We start from the raw sequence: 21,878 nt of genomic DNA on the forward strand, positions 1-21,878 counted from the left end.
GTGAGCGCATTCGTTATCGTGGATATCAAAGTCAGGAATCCCACAGAGTACAGCCGTTATATCGAGCTGATCACCCCGTCGGTCGCCCAGTACCAAGGGCGCTACCTGGTGCGCGGCGGCAAACCACAGACCCTCGACGGTGACTGGGTTTCTGAACGCATAGTAATCATGGAATACCCCAGCCGCGAAAAGGCCCAGGCCTGGCTGACGGATCCAGCACTTGTGGATATTCACAATATGCGGCGGGAGAACAGCTACCAGTGCGATATGTTGCTGTGTGACGGCGTCGACTGACGCCTCAGGTTTCCGAGCGCGCTGCAGAGCCGACCGTGACGGGCAGCGTATGGCGAGCCATCTCTATCAACAGCGCAATCACCGCACCGGTGGAGATGGGAAACTGCAGCAAAGCTGCCAGTCGATCAGGTAGAAACGGCAGATAGCGGGCCAGCAGTGATACACCAACACCAGCGATCACGGCAGTGATCACCAGCGGCCAGCTTTTTACCGCGTTATCACCAGCGTTGACGATGTCGATCCCTGCAAGCAGCACCAGAAAAAACATCAGCAGGGTCGCGCCGTATACCAGTGCCGCCGGTATGGCGATAAACAGTCCTGCCACCAGCGGTGAGGCGCCCAGCAGGCACATGAATATCGCCACAAAGCGACCGATATAGGGACTGCATACACCAGTCAGGCGGATAACGCCATTGTTCTGGCTAAACGAGGTATTAGGAAAACTGCCGAACAACGCAGCGAGAAAGGAATTGAATGCATCGCCGCTGAGGCCACCGCGCACCCGTTGCCAATAATTTTGCGAGCCCACCTCAATAGAGGACAGGCGGCTGGTGGCGGTAAGGTCACCCAGGGTTTCCACCGAGGATATAAAAAACACCGGGAGCAGCACCGCCACGACACCAAAGTCCACGGCCAGAGGAAAGTGATTGAACTCGGGAATAAACATGGGTTGCAGATTTTTCAATCCCGAGAAGTCCACCAGGTCAAACAGCAAGGCTATGGCGAAAGCCACCAGCAACCCGACGGTGATACTGGCAATACGCAGATAGCGGTTGCGCTGGCGGGACAGAAACAGGGTGATGCCGAATACCGCCGCCGCCAGTAGCGGCACCAGCCATGAGGCATCGCCGGCCTGTTCGAAGGCAGTAAACTCGCGCCAAAGATTTTGCAACGTGGTGTACACCAGCATCGCACCGATCAGAATCACCGCTGTACCAGTGACGTTGGTGGAAATAAACGTACGCAAACGCTGAACGAAACGGGTACAGATACCGACGACCAGCGCGCACACGGCGCAACTGCCCATCACGATTCCCAGCGCCTGCTGTGGCGCGTGGTTTTCCAGCAGCAAAAAATAGACAGCCAACAGTGGTCCGATAAACGTAAAGCTGGTGCCCTGGATACTCAGTAAGCCGGAACCCAGCGGCCCGAAGCGATGAATCTGGATAAACGTGGCAATACCGGAAATAAACAATGAAGCGGAAACAAGATAGGCAGTGTCGACCTCCGACAACTGCATCCCATGGGCGAGGATTAGCGGCGGTGCAACCACTGCACCGAATACAGCGAGAAGATGCTGCAACGCAATCAACAGCGACATCGGTAGTGGCGGACGGTCATTAAAATTCACGGCAACGTTTTCCATATTTTTTCTCTCGTTTTTCTTGTCCCTTCAATACTAGTCAATTGAGAGCAAGAGCCATGCCACAGGCTATGTATCCACTGATGAGGATGACACCATGACCAATAAAATACACCTTGCACCAAAGGCCTATCTGGATTTGATGGAGACCATGATAGGTATTCCTGTGCATGAGGAATGGAAGGTCGGTGTCTGCCTGCACCTTGCAAATGCGGCGCGTATGGCAGATATCGTGGAATGCGCAGAACTGGATCCGAACAGCCTCGAGCTGGCCGGCACTTTCGAGCCGGATAGAGACAATGGTTTGATGGAGGACACTCTGTGACCCGCCTGCATTTTTCCAGCGCTGCCGATATCACCAAAGCCGTCAAAGGTGGTCGCCTAACCGCCAGCGAAGTAGTGGATTTTTTCCTCGCACGTATTTCCCGCTACAACCCCGCCCTGAACGCATTTACTGCAGTGCTGGCGGAGCGGGCGACCGCACGGGCTTCACATATCGACGCACAGCTGGCACGCGGCGAGAGTCTGGGCCCTCTGGCGGGAGTGCCCTTCGCAGTAAAAAACCTGTTCGATATCTGCAATCTGCCCACACTCGCCGGTTCCGCCATCAATGCCTCAAATACTCCATCGTGTCGCGACGCCCTGTTGATCCAGCGCTTGGAAGAAAAAGGCGCGATACTGGTGGGGGCACTGGGTATGGGGGAATATGCCTACGACTTTACGGGCGAGAACACGCACTACGGCAACTGCGCCAACCCTTGGGACACCACACATATGAGTGGCGGCTCTTCCTCCGGTTCCGGGACTGCCGTGGGCGCAGGCCTGGTACCACTGACGCTGGGGTCCGACACTAATGGATCTATTCGTGTACCCGCCTCCTTCTGCGGCATCTTCGGCCTCAAACCCACTTACGGGCGCCTGCCCCGCAGCGGTACCTACCCTTTTAGTGACAGCCTCGATCACCTGGGTCCGATGGCCCGTAACAGCCGCGATTTGGCACTGGCTTTCGATGCCATTCAGGGTTACAGCAACAGTGACCACGCCTGCGCCGACAGACCGATACTGGATACAACTGACACATTAGAAGAAGGCGTGACTGGTCTGCGTATCGCCCGCGCCAGTGGCTACTTTTCCCTCGAGGGATATCCACAGGCTGCACGTGCCGTCGACAAGGTATGCCGCGCATTAAATTGCGCTTCCGAGATCGATATACCGGCAACGCTTGAGGGCCGCTCGGCGGCCTATCTGATTACCAATGTGGAAGGCAGCCGTCTGCACTTGCCAAGACTGCGCACTCGGCCACAGGATTTCGATCCGGACACACGCGACCGGTTTATCGCCGGCGCCATGCTGCCCGCAGCCTGGTATGCCCGGGCACAGCAGGTACGTCACTGGTATGCAAAAAAAGCACGCGAGGTATTCAGGAATGTCGATGTCATCATCGCCGCTGCTACCCCCTGCGTCGCTCCGTGCATGGGAGAGAAAACCCTGATCATCGGCGGCGAGCCACAACCCTTGCGGCCCAACCTGGGCTACTTCACCCAACCGATATCCGCGGCCGGCCTGCCGAGCTGCGTGGTACCGACAATGGACCAGGAAAGCGGGCTACCCATTGGCGTGCAAGTCATAGCGGCGCCCTGGCGGGAGGATCTGGTTTTGCGGGTTGCTTATGCCTTGGAGGAGCTTGGTTTTAAAGCTTTGGAGCCGGATACTCTGTGTGAAGAACTAGTTTTTGATTGAAGGTTTGGGAATACGACCACTACAGGCAATACCCCCTTTACTTAACTTACTCTGAGGCGGTGTCGCTGCCGGGTACGGTCTAGCAAGACACGCCGTGAACCCATCCATGGGGGCTCTTCCGCGAGGTCCCTCTCGCGGAAGGTCTCGCAAGACCGTACCCGGCATCGACACCTTCGCACGTAATAGCAGTGCGAAAATGGCGTTACTAAATTTTCAGTGCCCCGGTTTCTATCACCGCAGATTCAGTGCCTCAAAACTCCGCCGGCGAGATGCTCTCCCGTCCGGCCAACAGTTCCTGCACCGCGGTAAAATCCACCACTCCACTATTTACATAGGTAGGCTTGTCCAGCAGAGGCGGATAACCGTCGCCACCGGCCGCGAGGAAACTGTTGGTCGCCAACCGGTATACCTTTTCAGGATCCAGGGGTGAACTTTCATTGCCTACTACAATATCGCCATCGTCCGTAAACGACATACCGGAAAATTGGATGCCGCGACCGTTTCCATCCGACAAGCCGATGGCCTCGAAATACTGCTGCAGCTCCTGGCCATTAAGGTCCACATAACCAATGGTGTTGGCAAAAGGCATGACCTGCATCAGTGATTTAACCGTGACATCGCCTTCATACAAATTGTCCCGAATACCACCACTATTGGTTATGGCAATATCCGCCTTTGAGAACTGAACGAATGCCTGCGTGATCAGGCTGCCAAGCGGGCTCACATTGAATGGTTCGCGCTTATCGCGACGGTCAAAGGTTTGTTCTGCGCGGGTAATGACCTGACGTAATGCGGCACCGCCCTTTTCCTGAAATTCCTGCAAAAACGCCTGCAATTCTGCGTCCGGTGTGATGCTGGCCAAAACAGCATCCTGCTCTTCGCTGTTTGCGGTTTTCAGGTTGACCGGAATCAACCGATAGTCCACCAGTTCAACAGAATCCTTACCGATAACAAGATCCGCACGGCCGACATATTTGCCCCACTCGTGCGCCTGCATTATCCAGGTGCCGTTTTCAAAATCGGGCTTGCAAGGCGCGCCCGGCCGATACGCCTTAATCACTTCGCCGTCTTTGTCAGTGCAAATCGGCTGCTGGGAATGGCCACCCACAATGAGATCGATCCCATTCACCGCCTTGGCCAGGGCTACGTCGGTACCGACGGATTTCATATCGTGTCCCATATGCGTCAGTGCAATCACCACATCGGCCTTTTCGTTCAGCTCCGGCAACAGCTCGGCCATTTCCTCTTCCGGCAGGACAAAGTCGAGACCCTCCACGTGCTCCGGGTTGCCGATATAAGTCGTGGACTGTGTTATCAGGCCAACGACGGCAATGCGCATATCACCCTTGTCGAAAATCCTGTAAGGCTTGAACAGCCGCTTGCCATTACTGTCATAAATATTTGCTGACAGAAAGTCGAAGCTGGACCACTCCTGTTGCTTTCGAATCACCGCAAGCGGGTTATCAAACTCGTGATTGCCTACCGCCATGGCATCGTAGCCCATACGGCTCATGCCTTTAAAATCCGGTTCGGCATCCTGCATGTCGGACTCTGGCACACCGGTATTCACATCGCCACCGGACAACAGCAGTGTGTAGCCACCCTCTGCAGCCACTTCTGTGCGGATCTGATCAACCAGCGCCTTGCGCGCTGCCATGCCATATTCCCCGTGCTGGTTGTGCCAAAAGCGACCATGGTTATCGTTGGTGTGCAACAGAGTCAACCGGATACTGTTACCACTCTCCTCCGCCATATTCCCAGTGCGCTCAGCACCGAACCAGGATACGGCCACTGCCAAGGCCGCTGCCAATACGGCGAGGTACAGATATTTGCCCTGCCAGGATTTAGTTTGCGTGGTCATACTCGCTTCCACTTCGTTAACTGGAACTTTTTTATGCGGACCTTGAGCTCCGCGGTACACGCACCATTAAACTTCTGCTGGTGCCTGCAAGCGAAAAAGCCGGCGCTGATGCGCCGGCTTTGAAGTAGCAATTGATATGCCGATCAGAAGTTGTATTTCAGCCCAAGTTTCACACGCCAAGCAGATTGCTCGGTGCGGAAGCGGCTGTAGTTGTCGGTATTCAGGCCACCGTAAGGTTCGCTGTAAATATACTGACCTTCATCGTTAACATCGTAATCAAACAACCTTTGCTGCGGGAACTCCAGATCGTAAACCTTGCCCCAGTCATCATTAAGCAGGTTGGCGAGGTTGTCGATGGTCAGGTAAACCAAGCCGCGGTGCTCTGGCATAAAGCCGGGCACTTCCTGGGTAATGGCCAGATCCATGGTGGTGACCCAGGGCATATTCTTGGAGTACTTATCGGTGAAACCACCGGCGGCCCCGGCTACACCCGCCTGCTGCGCGATCGCCATTATATCTTCATAGCTCAGGCCACTTTCGAAATCCACATTGGGATCGTCAGCGCCGGAGGGAATATAAGCAAGATAGACATCGGAATCGTCAAAGCTTGACTGGTCGCCCAGGTCCCCATCGCGGTATGCGTCCAGAGTCCAGGAGAAAGGACGCCCGGAGCGGCGCTCAACAAACAGGTTGAAATTGGTTGCGTAGCCCTGAACAAACTCAGTGCGATAACCGAGATTCAGGACAAAACGGTGTTCAATTTCGTAGTAAGCAGTGCCTTCCAGCGGTTCACCACGGTTCTCTACCACTTCGTACTGGTAGTTGGATTCCGCCGTAGAACTGGTGCCCGGGTTCACCTCGGTAATGTCCTGATGGGTGTAGGACAGATTGAAAGACAAACCGTTGTCAAAAGCTTTATCCAGGGCGCTCGTCCAGATGATACTGCGACCACCGTTGTCGACATTGGTCAACTCCAGGTCGTAGTTATCCTCAAACTCAGTGCCTTCGTAGATGTTGTCCCAGATAATCCGGTTGCCAACGCGCTTGCCATTATCCACTCGAGACAGATCTCGCCAGTAGACGGAGTTTTCGCGATCTACGTAGGTCAGCTCGTTGGTCCAGTTGAAGTCGCCGCCGAGCCCTGGAATTTCGAACACGTAGTCTGCGGCTAACTGATAGCGCCAGTCAGAAGGCAGTTCAAAGTCTGGATCGATACTATTTGTGCTACCGGCACCCGGTGCCAGATCATCCATGGCAACTTGGGGAATACTGGTGAAATCGACCATGCTGGGATCAAGACCAGTCAGATACGTGGCATCTTTGGTAGTACCGTCATTGGTGTAAGCATTGGAAACCCATACCAGCGGCATACCACCGCTGAAGCGGCCCACGCCACCACGCAGGGTCAGATCGTCGCTCAGGTCCCAAGTGAAACCAACTCGCGGTAGCCAGATATCACGGCCATCAAGGTTTTCCGTATTGGCATAGCCATAGGTATCCTCGAAGTTGCTATTTTTATTCGGCGAATCGTCGACAGACAGGGTTTCGTAACGCAGACCGGCAACCAATTCGAAGTTGGCAAATGGCTCCAGGGTTACATCGCCATAAAGCGAGTATTTGGTGCTGCTAACGTCATAGGCGATATCCTGGATATCGTTAGTGTATGCGTTTCCATACTCCAGGCTGGATGCGACGCGATTTTCAAAATCCTCAATGCTGTCAAAGCCCCAGGTACCCGCAGAGTCACGACCATAGAGGTTGTAGTTCCAGGTATCCTCGAGTTCGGCACCGAATCGATACTCAACGTCACCAGCGAGGTAGGTGCCGTGCACACCGAAGTTCCACACCTCGTTAGCCAGCACGTTGGCATGGCGGTTTTCATCCTGACCGGCGACGATGGTGCCGCTACCGGTGCGAATATTAACTTCACCCCAGTTTGAGTTGGTCAACGAAGCCTGCTCGTACTCTTTGTAAGAGAGGTTTACTTCCGTACTGAATACGTCACTCCAATCGGAGAACAGGTGGGAAGTGTAGTAAGTATTATCCTGAGCCATGGTCCAGAGGTTGGACGTCATGTTCAGGGTATCTTCGTCCTGGGTGTAATTGCGGGCAGAACGAGTTTCCTGATTGCTGTAGCTGAAGTCTGCGCGGTGGTTGTCACTGATATTCCAGTCCAGCTTGACCAGGAACTTCTCGTCGCTGTCCGGTGAGGGCGCGGCACCAAGGGAGTCACTTACACCGTAGACATCCTCCATAATACCCAGCACACGTGACACGTCTTCAGGCGACACTTCATGGTTTTCCAGCGTGTCCAGGTTGTAATCAAACGCAACCTCATCTTCCCAGCTCTCATAGGAGCTGAAGAAGAACAACTTGTCCTCGATCAGTGGGCCGCTGAAGGTAGCACCGTAGGTTTCTTCTTCATTGTCGATATCAAACTTGTTTACCGAGCCATCATCGGACAGTTTGTCGTCTTTTGCAGTTCCCGCCCAGGGCACGGACTCAAAGAAGGCACTGCCATGAAACTCATTAGTACCGGACTTGGTCACCGCGTTGATGTTACCGCCAGAGAAGCTCCCCTTGCGCGCGTCAAACGGCGCGAACTCAACAGAAATCTGTTCCACCGCATCCAGCGAAATCGGCGGACGGGCGTTCGGGTAGCCGTTCGATGCGAGGCCGAAGGTGTCGTTGATGCCCACACTATCGATCGTCAGCGAGTTGTACTTGGGGTTCGAGCCAGCAATGCTCAGCTCGACACCATCCGGACTGACTACGGCCAGCGGGTTGGAGCGCACTACGTCCTTGAGGTCGCGGTTGAACGTTGCCGCATTAGCAATCTGGTCTTCCCCAAATACACCGCTGGAGCCACGATTGCTGTATACCTGCGCATCAGCGATCACGACCACTTCTTCAATCGTGTTCGAGCTCATACCAGAACCCAGGTCGATCGGCAGGGTCAGGGGCGCTCCCAGGCTCAGATAAATATCGTTCAGAATCTCTTCGCCACTTTCTGACTCTACGCGAATGGTGTAGGGACCACCCACCCGAAGGCCATTCAAGCTAAAACGGCCGGTCTCACTTGAGAGAATTTCACGACGGCTGTTGGAAGGGGTGTGGATGGCGATAATCTTGGCGTTGTCCACTGGCTGGCCATCAGTGCCAGTCACAACACCACGGATGGCGGTACTGGTTTCCTGGGCGATAGCCATGGGTGCCACACCCATGGCGGAAATCACCGCTGCGGATAAGAGCCCATGTGGAAAAAGGCTGCGTTTCATGAAGTTCTCCTCATTGTCAGATGGCCTGATATAACGACCGTCGTTGTAATTTGATGCTTATCGTTATTTATATCCGTCGTAACCATTGTTGACGGAAGTCGATGCTGCGTGATTCTCAGGGAAAAATATGACATCGACGTTAAAATTTTTCGGATGTTGACCAAAAGGACAACATAGAGAAAACGCAGCAACTATCATGCCAAATCCTGTCCGCATGGTTAGGTTACATAAACGCCCCATTTAAATTACATTTTCACCCCACTTAGGTGACAACTAGCTACTTTTAGGCATAAAAGTAGGAGCCAGATCTCCAACCCGAACAAAATTTACCCACTTGCCATCCTGCAAGCGGGCACCGTTTTCGGGCACATCACTCCACCGAGACATTCCCGTGCCTCAAAAGCGTTCGCAGCAACAAATCCTGTCCACATGTTCAACTTTGGCGTGATGTATGGTTAATATAGTGACTTTGAAAATTACGATGGGGACACAAAGTGGTGAAGTCCGAGAAAGGTTTCCTGAGCGGGTTAATCCTAAATATCGCTCTACTTGTAGCAACCAGTAACGCTCTGGCCTGGGGAGAAAATGGCCACCAAATTGTGGGGGAGATTGCGTGGGTTTATCTTCAGCCAGAAGTGAAGACCGAGGTTGAGCAGCTGCTGCGCGTCGCAGGTGAACCCGGGCTTGCAGAAGCCAGCACCTGGGCCGATCGCATTCGCCGCGAAGAGCAATACAAGTGGACGGCCCCGCTGCACTACATCAACCTGCCACACGACTGGAGCGGCTACATCGAAACCAGGGACTGTCCACCTGCTGGTTGTATTGTGAAGGCCCTGGAGAAATACGAAGAGGTATTAAGCAGCCCCGATGCAACGCAGAGCGAGCGCGCACAGGCACTTATGTTTGTTGCCCACTTTGTCGGGGACCTGCACCAACCGATGCATACGGGGTTGCGGGAGGACCGGGGCGGTAACGATATAGAAGTGCATTTCTTTGGATTTCCCACCAACCTTCATGCACTCTGGGATGTGTATCTGCCCGCCGGTTTTGCCGCAGACTGGAGAAATTATGCTCAGCAGCAGCAGAAGGAAATCTCTGAGGCGCAGCGCTTGGCCTGGCAGAATAGCAACAAATATGAATGGACAGCTGAGTCACAGCATCTCGCGCACAATAATGCTTACACGGATGACCCGAACCTCGGGGAAGATTACTACCGACGTAACCGGGAAGTTGTTGAGCAGCGCCTGCGTCAGGGCGGCGTGAGACTGGCCGGGCTGCTAAATCAGGCAATAAGCCCTCAGTTGCCCAGATCTAATCCCTAGGCAAAAAAATCCCCGCATCGATAGTATGGATAGTACCGATGCGGGGATTTTCATTTCGGAAAACACAGATAGCTCAATAGGGCTACAGCAACCTGTGAATACTCCAAGCGTCCATTACGGCAGGGTGTGCACGTGGCTGCCTACCGGTCCGGAGAAAATGCCACCGTCGTGCATATCCCAGTTAATGGACCAGGTCATAACACCGTTGAAGTCCGGATAGGCCTGACTCGGGGTCAGCGTGCCGCAGTTCTGCAATTGCGTCAGGCAGTCCAGAGCGCGGTTAATGTCCGCGGTGGTTGCGTGTCCGCTACCGGCTGCACTGGGGCCTGAAGGCAGGGCCAGGCCAACCTGTTCAGGGCGCAGGCCTTCAAAGAAGCCAGCGTTGCCATAACCAAGCGGGAAGCCTTCGATCAGCATCAATGCGGAAGACACCATCATATCCACAGAGCCTGCCGCGTACGCCGCATCCTGATACGGGGTGGCAAGTCCACCGTTGTTGTACAGCTGCACGTGCAACAGGTCCAGGTCGTCGCGCAGCTGGTCAATCATCGGCAGGTAGGCACCCCAGATACCGGTGTAGGACACATAACCACCCTGCACATACGGGTGTTCCGGAGCCATGGACAGGTACATACCGGGGTACATCTGTTTCAGCTGCTTGACGGCCTTCACCATATTCTCGATTACCGGAGCGCCGTGCATTACACCCGCGCCGGATTCCAGATCGATGTCGATACCGTCAAAGCCGTACTCGTCGATCATCGCTGCGGTGCTGTTGACGAAGTTGGTGACGTTCTCGTCGGTATTCAGGGTCACAGTACCCTTTTCACCGCCGTAGGAGGCAATCACGATTTTACCCGCGGCACGCTTGGCTGCGATATCGTCGATAAACTGCTGCTTGTCGAGCCCCGGATCCAGGTTGAACGCAATACTGCCGTTACCCGCATCATCCACGAAGGCCACCACAATCACGTCCCACACATCGGATACTTCGCTGATGCGATACAGGCCAGAACCGTTGTCGAAGTTGTGCCAGTAGCCAACCAGTGCATGCTTCGGCAGCAGACCACTGTTGCCACCGGAGGAGCTGCCGCTGGAAGAGCTGCTACCAGAAGAACTCGAACCCGAGCTGGAAGAGCTGGTACTGCCACCGCTGGAAGAACTGCTGGACGAGCTGCTACCGCAATCACTCACCAGGCTCCAGGCATCTTCCCAGTGCATGCCAACTCCCGGCTCGTAGGCCCAGGCGGCATCAGAGGAACACCAACCGCCGATATTACAGATAAATTCCTGGTCGGCGTTCTGCACCAGGTCACCGGCACTGTATGTGTTACCGGCAACATATTGCACGGCACTGCAGCTGCCGCCACCGGAGCTGGTGGTACCGCCAGAAGAGCTTGAGGAAGAGCCGGAGGAAGTGGAGCCGGAGGATGAACCGGAAGAACTTGAGGTACCGGAAGAAGACCCCGAAGAGCTCGAAGTAGAACCTGAAGACGAACCGGAAGATGAAGAGCTTGATGAAGAACTGCCGTCACAAGCGCCTTCATATTTCCAGTGTGCCCAGGTACCGGAATTGGTCGCAGGATTATTGTTCTGCGTCCAGTAGTTGGCTCGATAGGCGTTGCCCTCGTATTGCGCAGGGTTTCCACCAACATATATGGCACTGCTTTCCCAGACCGGATAAGCGCTGCAATCTACAGCCGCAGCCTTGGCTGAGAAAAGCCCGAGGGCAATGGTGCCCAGAATCAGTCTTTTCATGATTATTTTCCTTGCTTGCCAATAACTTGCTTTCCAATAAAAGGGGGCGCCGTAGCGCCCCCTGTTCGGTTACCTGTGATCAGTTACAGGTAGCATCACCGATTTCTTCCCAAACATCGGCTACACCCGGCTCTTGGCCTTGGTTCCACCACTTGGCGCTGTAACGCTTGCCGTTGTGGTTAACCTCGGCACCGCCGCTGTAGGCCGTGCTCGCGTTCCAGGGTGTTTCCACACTGCTGGCCAGTTTCCAGTCTGCAGAGTCGAAACCTGGCGTCTGCTGGGTCCAGTACTTGGCTTCCCAAACCAGATCGTCGTAGCTCACCTTGTCGCCACCGAGGTAGGTGGTACCGGATTGCCAGGCCGGGTAAGTGCCGGCATTCGGATCGGTCGCACTACAGCCGTCGTCAATAACGGTGTTGGTCACGGTGACCGCTACGGTGGCACTGGTGCTTGCCAGACCGTCATTAACGGTTACGGTGAGATCGAAGGTTGTATCAGCTTCCACTTGCGGCGCGCTGATGACGATGGTCGCTTCACTGCCGCTGGCCATACCAGACCAGCTGTAGGTCAGCGCGTCGCCATTGGCGTCGGTGCCCACGGCAGTGATGGAAACGCTCTCGCCTTCCGCAGCGGTCACAGTGGCCGGTACGGAAACTTCCGGAGCCACGTTGCCTTCCGGCAGCAGGAAGATGCTAACCAGGTCGGTATCGGTCAACTCGCCATCGCTGACGGTCAGCTCGAAGACCACCTCTTCTTCAACACTGATTTGTTCAGCAGAGAAGCTTGCACTCACAGTAGAGGCGTTGCTCAGGGTTACCGCAGTACCGGATACCTGGGCCCAGCTGTAAGTCAGGTCACTGCCTTCCGGATCGTTGGAAGCAGAAGCGTCCAAGCTGACTACCGCAGGGGTAATCACCATCTGGTCAGCACCGGCGTCGGCATTCGGCGCCTGGTTGGCTTGCGCGGCCTCTACCGTGATGCTGACTTCGTCGGTGCTGCTCAGAGCGCCATCGCTAACGGTCAGGGCAAAGGTCAGTACTTCGTCCGCAGTTACACTCGGTGCAGTGAAAGTCGCGGTTGCACTGGTTTCGCCCTGCAGGGTTACGTCAGTACCTGCGGTTTGCGCCCAGCTGTAGGTCAGCGCGTCGCCGTCCAGGTCGCTGGAAGTACTGCCGTCGAGAGAAACGGAGGCACCGGAAGCAACAGTCTGGTCAGCACCAGCACGGGCAACCGGGGAGCGGTTGTCAAAACCGTCGCCGTGGCCGAGGCTCTCGTGCATGGCATTCAGGATATCGCCGTTATCCGCGTCGATTTCCCAGGAGAACAGACCAGCCAGGTTGTAGTTACGGGTGTAAGCACCTTTGGCCATGATCGAGCGCGCATTGTCAAAGGTGATCAGGTCACCGGTGCTCGGCTTGAAGATGTAAGGGGCTTCGGCGGTTTCGTCGTAGTACTCTTCCCACTCACCGGTGGCGATGCGGCCAACGATATCGCGGTAATCCACTACGCCCGCTTCCCAGGTACCGGCAACTTTGTCGGTCGCGGTGCCGGTCATGTGGTCGTTACCGGTCCAGCCGTTAACACCAGTCCAGCCGCGGCCATACATGGCAGCGCCAACAACCAGCTTGCCCGGGTCTACACCGCGGCCCAGCAGATCCTGGATACCGTTGTGGGTGGTGTAGTCGGTGTCTGGTCGCCAGCTCGGCGCGTAGAGCGCAGTCTGGTGACCGAGGACGTCGGTGCTCCAGCCACCGTAGAAGTCGTAGGTCATCACGAAGAAGTAGTCCATGTACTGCTGTACAGCCTGGTAGTCCACATCTTCGATCTTGTCGTAGCCGGCACCAATAGCAGAAGTCAGCTCGTATTTACGGCCGGTTTCCTGCTCCAGGTTATCGAGCATTGCACGCAGGTCGCGCATCAGCAGGCGATAGGTTTCGCCGTCAACCGCTGCGTCACCCAGGTTCGGGTTTGCACCCTGGCCGCCCGGGTATTCCCAGTCGATATCGACACCGTCAAAGAATTTCCAGGTACGGATAAATTCTTCGACGGAATCAACAAAGGTCTTACGCTTGGCTGCGTCGGAGAAGAAGTAGAAAGGATCAGACAGGGTCCAGCCACCGATGGACGGCAGGATTTTCAGGTCCGGGTAGGCTTGCTTCAGGGCCATCAGCTGGCCGAAGTTGCCTTTGTAAGGATCGGAAAAGGTTTGGTCAGCTTGCGATTTTTGCAGCGCGGCAAACGGATCGTGCAAGGTAACTTTAAAGTCTTCACGGCCGGCGCAGGAACGCTGCAGCGCGGCGAAGCTGCCTTCAATTTCTTTCAGGCTATCGTTAATGCCGTCACCACCACAAATCGGCACAAAGCCGTAGATAAGGTGGGTCAGGTTATAAGCCGGGATCATGTCGACGGAGAATTTACGGCCGTACACGCCCCACTCAACAAAGTAGGTACCAACAACAGAATCGGTGTTGTTGGTGTAAGGCTTGTTATTTTCACCTGCAGTCAGGGTGATCGGGTCCAGGTGACTGCCGTCCGTGTCGGCTACCACGATGTCAACGGCGGCAGAAGTCGCACAACCGTCAGCGTTACACAGGGAAACCTGCAGCGCATACTGGCCGCCCTGGCTTACTTGCAGGTTGGCAGTACCGGTTTGGGTGGCGCCGCCGCTGATGCTCTGCTCGAGAACAACTTCGCCGTTCAGCAGGTATTGCGCAGTGGTGGCTTCGTCGCCGGACCACTTGGACCAGGAAACCGGAACCTCGGCGTAGTCTTTGACTGTAACCAGGTTTTCGTAAGCAGTAGCCGCGTCGTCAACTTCGATGATGCCGAAGCTGGTTTCCATCCAGTCGATGGTCGGCGCGCCTGGCGCAGCGATTGCGGAAGTACTGGCAATGCCGAGCGCGAAAAGCGCGGGTCGCCAGTGGCTGGGTGTAAGCCCTTTCATTGATTGTCACCTTGTTCGTTATCTTTTATCGGTCAGGTTTATCAATTGGGGTCGTTATTCTTGGTAATCCGCCAAACCTCGGCGGGCTCCTTCGCCCCCGATTGAACGGCACTCAACTGCTTATGCCGGTACATCTGGTACCTCAAAAAACCGGAGTCCTCCGGCCACAAATGACACCGCTGTCATTTTTAATAAAACCATGACACCGCTGTCATTACCCTTTCACATTAACCTGCTTTCACTGCAGCTGACTATATCGCTTAGACATACCTGAGAGGTTAATCACATAGCGCAGTAAATTTTCGGCGCGAATATCAACATAAATAATGACAAATGTACCTTTTAAGGCGATCCAGTTTTTTATCTGCGCTGTTAGTTCCCTTATTTTTATTGCCCCACTGGGTTCGAAACAGTCCGCACTTCAAACTTTGGATAAAACTTTCAACACAGGGCTTATGTGACTGGTCACGCAATTTAAAGCGCAAAAAAAGAATATAAAAAAGAGAAAATTGAAGTGAGTTATCCACAAAAGCAAAGGCGGCCGACTTGTGCGACCGCCTGCCCCTTTTACCCAATCAAGCTGACTGAAGCTTCCCGATCTTTCACTCGCTGAAACCAGTCAATTTCAGATCAGTGGTCACCCGCTGTGGGCCTATTTTCGGTCATGCTCAGTCTCCGTTACGGACCGCTTCTTCTTGGCACTCCACCTCGTCTCGCGATGGGGGAGTCTTCCCGGGACACTCTCATTATAGTGTCGCACTGATTCCTCCCAAACTTTCTTCTCATTAACGTCCATCCCTGTTGTTACTTTTTTCTCATTTTTAGCCGGATAAATTACTCAACGATCTGCAGCTTCACTTTTTTCCTGTTACGTGGTGCCCAAAAAAAACCTGAACGCGCAATGAAAAATGGGAGCGACCAATTCGGCACCATACACTGCTCGAGGAATGTTCGATGTAGACGCAATGTCTGGAGTGTTTTATGCAGTTCCATTCTCTCAAACGTGCTGGCGCAGTTTCCGCGCTGGCCTTCGCGCTGGCCGGCGCTGGCTGTGCCAATATGAGCGATACAGACCGGCGTGTAGGGACCGGTATTGGGGTTGGTGCAGTAACCGGGGCTCTGGTTACCGGCGGGAAGGTGGGAGGTGCGGCGGTGGGTGCCGCGCTCGGTGGCGCAGGCGGTTGGCTGTATGACCGCGAGAAGAAAAAGCGCTATTACTACGACCGCTATGGCCGCCGTGTATATCGTTAACACGGGCTGCCCTGGCTGAGCCAGGGTTGAAACCGGAGTGGCGCCCTTACGGACCCCACTCCGGTTCGCCCAGAGCAGATTCCCGCGTTTGAATAACCTACTCTAATCAGTCGCGCTTTAGCGGCTTGATCAGTCCTTCCAGGCCTTCAATTTTTATCTCCAGCGTCATCGCCATCAGCTGTCCCAGGCGCCCATTGGGAAAACCTTTTTTCGAGAACCACAGCAGGTACTCTTCCGGCAAATCTATCAATGGCCGACCAGCATATTTTCCAAATGGCATGGGCGTGCGGGCGATATCCAGTAAGTCCTGTTTTTCCAACGTAATACCCCGAGAAACCAACAGCAGAAGTCGCGCATTCTACACTGGTTAACACCTGTGCCAGTGAATAACACTTCCCCGCCTGTCGGTATTTTTCGCATAGACCGATCTGTGAGAATATGCGTGCACATACGCACTATTGTTGTGTGTTATTTAAACGATTAAAGGTCACCAGAGTGGCCAGATGGATCAAATTTAAGGAACTGCCGTGAATCGCAATATCAGTTTTAAAGCCTTGGGGCTGTCGCTCGCCGTAGCGGCGCTCGCGGCCTGTAGCAAGCCTGCCGATAAAAGCCCCGCCTCCGAATCAACAGTCGATTCCCCCCAGCCTGCCCCAGCCAGCGAGCAAGCTGTATCCACAGAGGGCATGTGGATGCCGCGGCAGTTACCTGAACTGGGCGAAAAATTGAAAGAGCTCGGACTGGAGCTGGACCCGAAAACCATGACCGACCTGACCAGGTTCCCGATGAACGCCGTGGTCAGTCTGGGCGGCTGTTCCGCCTCGTTTGTATCCCCGCAGGGGCTGGTAGCCACCAACCATCACTGCGCTTACGGTTCTATTTCCTATAACTCCACCGAAGATAACGACCTTCTGACCAATGGCTTCCTCGCCAAGACCCTGGAAGAAGAGTTGCCTGCGGCACCCGGCTCCCGCATTTATGTCACGGTGGACATGCAGGAAGTCACCGACAAAATCAAAAGCCAACTCAGCGATGACATGGATGGCGCCACCCGCTTCAAGGCGATTGAAGACGCCGAAAAGGCGCTGGTTGCCGATTGTGAATCCGACCCGGGCCACCGCTGTGAGGTATACAGCTACTATGGCGGCGCCAGCTATTACCTGATCAAACAGCTGGCCATTCGCGATGTGCGCCTGGTGCATGCACCGGCCTCGTCCATCGGCAAGTTTGGTGGCGACATCGATAACTGGATGTGGCCACGCCACACCGGCGACTACTCTTTCCTGCGCGCCTATGTGGGCCCGGACGGCAAGCCGGCCGACTTTTCCAAGGACAACAAGCCCTACGCGCCCAAGCACCATTTGACGGTTGCTACCGAGGGCCCGAAAGAAGGTGACTTCGTTATGGTTGCCGGCTACCCCGGCCGCACCAATCGCTACCGCACAGCTGTAGAAGTGAACAACAACTTCAGCTGGTACTACCCAACCATGCAGAAAGTACTGGCTGAATGGTCTGATGTCATCGGTGAAGCCACCAAAGACAACAAAGACGCTGCCCTGAAATACGCCAGCCAGGTTGCAGGCCTGAATAACTACTCCAAAAACTTCACCGGCATGATGGAGGGTTACAACCGCAGCGACCTGCTGAAGCGCAAGCAGAAGCTGGAGAAAGACCTTCAGGAGTGGATCGAAGCGAATCCGGAATCCAAGAAGCAGTACGCTTCCGTACTCAAAGACCTGCAGAACCTGATTGCCGACCAGCAGTCCACCCAGGAGCGCGACCTGTTGCTCGGCTTTATGAACCGCTCTGCAATGCTGAGTGCGGCACAGCGTCTGTATCGCCTGAGCCTGGAGAAACAAAAGCCGAACATGGAGCGTGAGCCCGGCTATCAAGAGCGCGACATGACCCGCTTCACCGAAGGTATGAAACGCATAGAGCGCAGCTTCTATACGTCAGTGGATCAGGCCGTCTGGACCTATTTCCTGGAGCGCTACAACGCCCTGCCACAAGATCAACATATCGAAAGTTTCGACACCTTCTTTGAAGGCAAGCTGAGTGGCGAAGCTCTGCAGGAAAAGCTCGCCGGTATGTATGAAAAAACCGGGCTTACTGAGACTGAAACCCGTCTGCAGTGGATGGACAAATCACCGGAAGATTTCCGCAATAGCGACGATCCGTTCATCCAGCTGGCAGTAGCCACCTATGAAGACCGCGACGCGATCGAACAGCGCGATAAGGCCATGGCCGGACGCTTTGCACAATTACGCCCACAATACATGGACCTCCTGATCGCTTACTACAACGAACAGGGTAAACCGGTGTACCCGGATGCGAACAGCTCCCTGCGCCTGACTTACGGTCTGGTAAAAGGCTACACCCCGCCCGCCGGCACCATCAAAGGCCCTGCCGATGGCAACGACGGTAAAGACGGATTCGTACCTTTCACCACCCTGCGCGGTATCGAAGCCAAGTACACCGGCGAAGATCCTTTCGACGCGCCGCAGGCGGAGCTGGATGCGATCAAGAACAAGGATTACGGCCGTTTCTACGATGAAAAGCTGGATTCTGTTCCGGTCAACTTCCTGAGCACCGTGGACATCACCGGCGGCAACTCCGGTTCTGCCACCATGAATGGTAAAGGCGAGCTGATCGGCCTGGTATTCGATGGCACCTACGACAGCATCAACGCCGACTGGGACTTCAACGACAATACCCGCGCAATTCACGTAGATGTGGAATACATGCTGTGGGTGATGGAGAAAGTCGATCACGCCGACAATCTGCTGGAAGAGATGGGGGTAGCGGCGCCGAAAGACGGTAGCGTTCAGTAATTCCCGATTACTCTAAGTTCCATCTAACTACACAGTCCTCGTCATCCCGGACTTGATCCGGGATCCAGCAACAGGGGTGCCGAGAACCGCGGTGCCACATTTCTGGATGCCGGATCAGGTCCGGCATGACGGGGCGGTTAGATTGCCAACTGCCCGCGAAATAACAACTACAACAACTTGGTCTTGGTTTTTCCACACCGCTGGCAGCGGTATTCCGTGACCAGCTTCCCCTGTTTCACATCAAACTTGCGCTCAGTCACCACCACCCATTTGTGGAAACCATCGCGGCACAGGCTGCTACCCTTGTGCTTTTCCCAGGCCGTCTTGCGCTTGAATGGAACTACATCACCCATATCTTCTCTGCCCCATTTTCCATCCTGCCCCCTACCCTGTAGGAGCCTGCTTGCAGGCGAACCATTTGGCTTCATCCACCGTAAGCGCTTAACCACCGTTCGCCTGCCAGTAGGCTCCTACAAACAGTGTCAGCGCTCGTAGATTTATACCTCGCCACCGGCCGCGTGCGCAGACGCCCAGGCCCACTGAAAATTAAAGCCTCCCAGCCAGCCGGTTACATCCAGAACTTCACCGATAAAATACAGGCCCGGCTGTTTCATGCTTTCCATACTGCGGGAGGAGACTTCATTGGTATCCACACCGCCCAGGGTCACTTCCGCCGTGCGGTAACCTTCTGTACCTTCCGGGATCAGCGACCAGCTCTGCAGCTTTTGCCCGGCTTCCAGCAATGCTGCTTCGCTGTACTGTTTGAGCGGCTTACTTTCCAGTGCGTTTTTCTGCAGTAAAAACTGCACCAGTTTCTTGCTCCAGAGCTCCGCCAATACCGTATGCAGATAGCTCTCCGGTTTTTTCGCACGCTGCTCGCGCAACCATTCAGGCAGGTCCATACCCGGGGCCAGGTCGAATTCGACCTTTTTACCTTCGCGCCAGTGGCTGGAAATCTGTAACACCGCCGGCCCGGAGAGGCCTTTATGCGTAAACAATATCTGCTCGTGAAAATGCCCCTGCTCGCAACTGGCGTTCACCGCCAGCGAGGTGCCCGGCAATTCTTTCTGCCGATCCAGTGCGCGCTTGTTCAGGGTAAAGGGCACCAGTGCCGGGCGGGTAGGAATAATGCTGTGACCGAACTGACGCGCGATCTCGTAACCGAATCCGGTGGCGCCCATGGTTGGAATCGACAGGCCACCAGTAGCGACCACCAACGATTCGCACACGACCTTGCCAAGGGAGGTATGTACCTCAAAGCCCTTGCCGGCGCTTTCTGCGTCGAGTGGTTCGATGCGCTGGATTTCACAGCGGGTGCGAATCTGAGCTTTGGCCTCACGACACTCGCTCAGTAACAGGTCAACAATATCGCGCGACTTGTTGTCGCAGAACAGCTGGCCGAGGGTTTTCTCGTGGTAGGGAATCCCGTGCTTTTCCACCAGCGCGATGAAATCCCACTGGGTATAGCGGGCCAGTGCAGACTTACAAAAATGCGGGTTTTCGCTGTAGAAATTGTCCGGCGCGGTGTACAGGTTGGTGAAGTTGCAGCGGCCGCCACCGGACATCAGGATCTTCTTGCCGACCTTGTTGGCGTGGTCCAGCACCAGCACACTGCGCCCACGCTTGCCCGCCACCGCCGCACACATCAGGCCGGCGGCACCGGCGCCGATGATCAGCACATCGGCCTGGGCGGGAAAATCAGTCATGGCAAAAAATTTTCAGAATAGAACGATCAGGTCTTCGGCAGGGTCACGCCGCGCTGGCCCTGGTACTTGCCGCCGCGGTCCTTGTAGGACACATCGCAGATCTCGTCGGATTCGAAGAACAGCATCTGGGCCACACCTTCATTAGCGTAGATCTTGGCTGGCAGATTGGTGGTGTTGGAGAACTCCAGGGTCACATGCCCTTCCCACTCCGGCTCCAGCGGGGTCACATTCACGATGATGCCACAGCGGGCATAGGTGGACTTACCCAGGCAGATGGTCAGCACAGAGCGCGGGATACGGAAGTACTCAACCGTGCGCGCCAGGGCGAAGGAGTTTGGCGGGATAACACAGTAATCGCCGGTCACATCCACAAAGCTGTCTTCATCAAACGCTTTTGGATCCACAGTCGCCGAGTGCACATTGGTGAAGATCTTGAACTCACTGGCACAGCGCACATCGTAACCGTAACTGGATGTGCCGTAGGAAATCAGTCGGTCACCCGCGGCGCCGTGGCGCACCTGACCTGGCTCGAACGGCTCAATCATGCCTTCGTTCTCAGCCATACGACGAATCCACTTATCGGATTTGATACTCACCCTGTCCCCTCGCTTGTTCAAAACTGCCGGTCAATAAAGAGGCCGAATCATAGCCGGTTTGCCCTGTGCGAAAAAGTGCCAAGAACCTGGTACGGTCTTGCCGCCCCCAAATAAACACTGTATAAATTACCAGTAGACACTGTATGGATACCCAGTTAACCGCACCCCGGGAGCAAGCAGACCGTGAACAGCGCCGAAAACTTCATGCAAAACAAGCAGTTAAGTAAACAGGCCGGCAATGAGCCAGCACAGCCTCAGCCCCTGCAACAATTATTGACCCGGCCGGACATCTGGCAACTGGCCACCCAGCAGCGGCGCCCCCGCACTGGTATCACCACCGGTTACCGCGGTCTGGATGCCCTGCTCGCCAGTCGCGGCTGGCCCCGCGGTGCCACCAGCGAACTACTGGTCGACAAGGCCGGTATCGGTGAAATGTCCCTGCTCCTGCCCACCCTGGCAGAGCTGACCCAACAGGGCCGCATGGCGGTTCTTGTAAATCCACCCCACATTCCCTACGCACCGGCACTGGTTCAGGCCGGCGTGCAGCTGGAGAAGTTACTGATCGTTCACCCCAGAGGACAGCGCGACCAGCTCTGGACCGCGGAGCAGTCCCTGCAATCCGGGGCCTGTGGTGCTCTGATCAGCTGGCAGGGTAAGGAAATACCCGCAGACAAAGACCTGCGCCGCCTGCAGCTGGCCGCGCGCGAGGGCGACAGCCTGCATTTCCATTTTCGCCCCAGCTCCAGCGCGGCCACGCCCTCCCCCGCCGCTCTGCGCCTGCATTTGCAGGGCGATGGCGAGCAACTGGCGGTACACCTGCTCAAGCAGCTGAATGGAAAGTCCGGCCAGCGTATTCACCTGGCCCGCCGCGCCGACCTGATCCGCCGCGACCAGCCGCTGCACTAACTCACATACGTAGGAGCCTGCTTGCAGG

At 55.3% G+C, this 21,878-nt stretch carries 16 protein-coding genes; 7 read left to right on the forward strand and 9 right to left on the reverse strand.

Annotated features, from left to right (window positions below; all coding sequences use genetic code 11):
- On the forward strand, positions 1–294 hold the full coding sequence (locus LC093_RS04295; RefSeq protein ID WP_226662577.1) for a DUF1330 domain-containing protein: 294 nt from the start codon (positions 1–3) through the stop codon (positions 292–294).
- Positions 295–298: 4 nt separating this feature from the next.
- Here LC093_RS04295 and LC093_RS04300 read toward each other — a convergent pair whose 3' ends face one another.
- On the reverse strand, positions 299–1,660 hold the full coding sequence (locus tag LC093_RS04300; protein WP_226662579.1) for a uracil-xanthine permease family protein: 1,362 nt from the start codon (positions 1,658–1,660) through the stop codon (positions 299–301).
- Positions 1,661–1,754: 94 nt separating this feature from the next.
- Here LC093_RS04300 and LC093_RS04305 point away from each other — a divergent pair, with 94 nt between their 5' ends.
- The gene (locus tag LC093_RS04305) at positions 1,755–1,982 is read left to right on the forward strand and encodes a DUF4089 domain-containing protein (protein WP_226662581.1); all 228 of its coding nucleotides are present in this window, start codon (positions 1,755–1,757) and stop codon (positions 1,980–1,982) included.
- A complete protein-coding gene (locus tag LC093_RS04310; RefSeq protein WP_226662583.1) occupies positions 1,979–3,397 on the forward strand; it encodes an AtzE family amidohydrolase in 1,419 nt (472 codons plus the stop codon). The genes LC093_RS04305 and LC093_RS04310 overlap by 4 nt, the downstream gene beginning before the upstream one ends.
- 250 nt (positions 3,398–3,647) lie before the next feature.
- On the opposite strand, the gene ushA is transcribed toward LC093_RS04310, so the two are convergent.
- Together ushA and LC093_RS04320 are read right to left on the reverse strand one after the other, a co-directional pair.
- Complete coding sequence (ushA, locus tag LC093_RS04315; RefSeq protein ID WP_226662585.1) at positions 3,648–5,258, reverse strand: bifunctional UDP-sugar hydrolase/5'-nucleotidase UshA; 1,611 nt, start codon at positions 5,256–5,258, stop codon at positions 3,648–3,650.
- A gap of 143 nt (positions 5,259–5,401) precedes the next feature.
- Positions 5,402–8,536 (reverse strand): TonB-dependent receptor, encoded by a 3,135-nt coding sequence (locus LC093_RS04320; RefSeq protein WP_226662587.1) that lies wholly within the window; start codon positions 8,534–8,536, stop codon positions 5,402–5,404.
- A 497-nt stretch (positions 8,537–9,033) separates the two neighbouring features.
- Here LC093_RS04320 and LC093_RS04325 point away from each other — a divergent pair, with 497 nt between their 5' ends.
- A complete protein-coding gene (locus LC093_RS04325) occupies positions 9,034–9,858 on the forward strand; it encodes a S1/P1 nuclease (RefSeq protein WP_226662590.1) in 825 nt (274 codons plus the stop codon).
- 114 nt (positions 9,859–9,972) lie between these two features.
- Here the strand turns inward: LC093_RS04325 and LC093_RS04330 are convergent, their stop codons facing one another.
- On the reverse strand, positions 9,973–11,616 hold the full coding sequence (locus LC093_RS04330; protein WP_226662592.1) for a glycosyl hydrolase family 18 protein: 1,644 nt from the start codon (positions 11,614–11,616) through the stop codon (positions 9,973–9,975).
- Between the two features lie 79 nt (positions 11,617–11,695).
- The gene (locus tag LC093_RS04335; RefSeq protein ID WP_226662595.1) at positions 11,696–14,560 is read right to left on the reverse strand and encodes a glycosyl hydrolase family 18 protein; all 2,865 of its coding nucleotides are present in this window, start codon (positions 14,558–14,560) and stop codon (positions 11,696–11,698) included.
- Positions 14,561–15,541: 981 nt separating this feature from the next.
- Between LC093_RS04335 and LC093_RS04340 the strand changes: the two genes are divergently transcribed.
- Positions 15,542–15,811, forward strand: coding sequence for a hypothetical protein (locus LC093_RS04340; protein ID WP_226662597.1), 270 nt, complete (start codon positions 15,542–15,544; stop codon positions 15,809–15,811).
- A 106-nt stretch (positions 15,812–15,917) separates the two neighbouring features.
- On the opposite strand, the gene LC093_RS04345 is transcribed toward LC093_RS04340, so the two are convergent.
- Positions 15,918–16,130 carry a DUF3820 family protein gene (locus tag LC093_RS04345; RefSeq protein WP_226662598.1) on the reverse strand — a complete coding sequence of 71 codons (213 nt, stop codon included), beginning with the start codon at positions 16,128–16,130 and terminating at the stop codon, positions 15,918–15,920.
- A 208-nt stretch (positions 16,131–16,338) separates the two neighbouring features.
- Between LC093_RS04345 and LC093_RS04350 the strand changes: the two genes are divergently transcribed.
- Complete coding sequence (locus LC093_RS04350) at positions 16,339–18,642, forward strand: S46 family peptidase (protein WP_226662600.1); 2,304 nt, start codon at positions 16,339–16,341, stop codon at positions 18,640–18,642.
- Positions 18,643–18,809: 167 nt separating this feature from the next.
- On the opposite strand, the gene LC093_RS04355 is transcribed toward LC093_RS04350, so the two are convergent.
- From LC093_RS04355 to dcd, 3 genes are all read right to left on the reverse strand, one after another.
- Positions 18,810–18,995: a hypothetical protein gene (locus LC093_RS04355; protein WP_226662602.1), complete on the reverse strand. Its 186-nt coding sequence runs from the start codon at positions 18,993–18,995 to the stop codon at positions 18,810–18,812.
- Between the two features lie 144 nt (positions 18,996–19,139).
- A complete protein-coding gene (locus LC093_RS04360) occupies positions 19,140–20,348 on the reverse strand; it encodes an NAD(P)/FAD-dependent oxidoreductase (RefSeq protein WP_226662604.1) in 1,209 nt (402 codons plus the stop codon).
- Between the two features lie 26 nt (positions 20,349–20,374).
- Positions 20,375–20,944 (reverse strand): dCTP deaminase, encoded by a 570-nt coding sequence (dcd, locus tag LC093_RS04365; RefSeq protein WP_226662610.1) that lies wholly within the window; start codon positions 20,942–20,944, stop codon positions 20,375–20,377.
- A gap of 183 nt (positions 20,945–21,127) precedes the next feature.
- Between dcd and imuA the strand changes: the two genes are divergently transcribed.
- Positions 21,128–21,850: a translesion DNA synthesis-associated protein ImuA gene (imuA, locus tag LC093_RS04370; protein ID WP_226662611.1), complete on the forward strand. Its 723-nt coding sequence runs from the start codon at positions 21,128–21,130 to the stop codon at positions 21,848–21,850.
- Positions 21,851–21,878 lie beyond the last annotated feature (28 nt).

Origin of the sequence: Microbulbifer aggregans, from assembly GCF_020524005.1 — a bacterium.
In the GTDB taxonomy this organism is placed as follows: Bacteria; Pseudomonadota; Gammaproteobacteria; order Pseudomonadales; family Cellvibrionaceae; genus Microbulbifer; species Microbulbifer aggregans_A.

Coding starts and splice junctions, on each gene's coding strand:
- LC093_RS04320 (WP_226662587.1), bottom strand. CDS start 8,536: ATGAAACGCAGCCTTTTTCCACATGGGCTCTTATCCGCAGCGGTGATT.
- LC093_RS04360 (WP_226662604.1), bottom strand. CDS start 20,348: ATGACTGATTTTCCCGCCCAGGCCGATGTGCTGATCATCGGCGCCGGT.
- LC093_RS04305 (WP_226662581.1), top strand. CDS start 1,755: ATGACCAATAAAATACACCTTGCACCAAAGGCCTATCTGGATTTGATG.
- LC093_RS04300 (WP_226662579.1), bottom strand. CDS start 1,660: ATGGAAAACGTTGCCGTGAATTTTAATGACCGTCCGCCACTACCGATG.
- LC093_RS04335 (WP_226662595.1), bottom strand. CDS start 14,560: ATGAAAGGGCTTACACCCAGCCACTGGCGACCCGCGCTTTTCGCGCTC.
- LC093_RS04330 (WP_226662592.1), bottom strand. CDS start 11,616: ATGAAAAGACTGATTCTGGGCACCATTGCCCTCGGGCTTTTCTCAGCC.
- LC093_RS04340 (WP_226662597.1), top strand. CDS start 15,542: ATGCAGTTCCATTCTCTCAAACGTGCTGGCGCAGTTTCCGCGCTGGCC.
- ushA (WP_226662585.1), bottom strand. CDS start 5,258: ATGACCACGCAAACTAAATCCTGGCAGGGCAAATATCTGTACCTCGCC.
- LC093_RS04355 (WP_226662602.1), bottom strand. CDS start 18,995: ATGGGTGATGTAGTTCCATTCAAGCGCAAGACGGCCTGGGAAAAGCAC.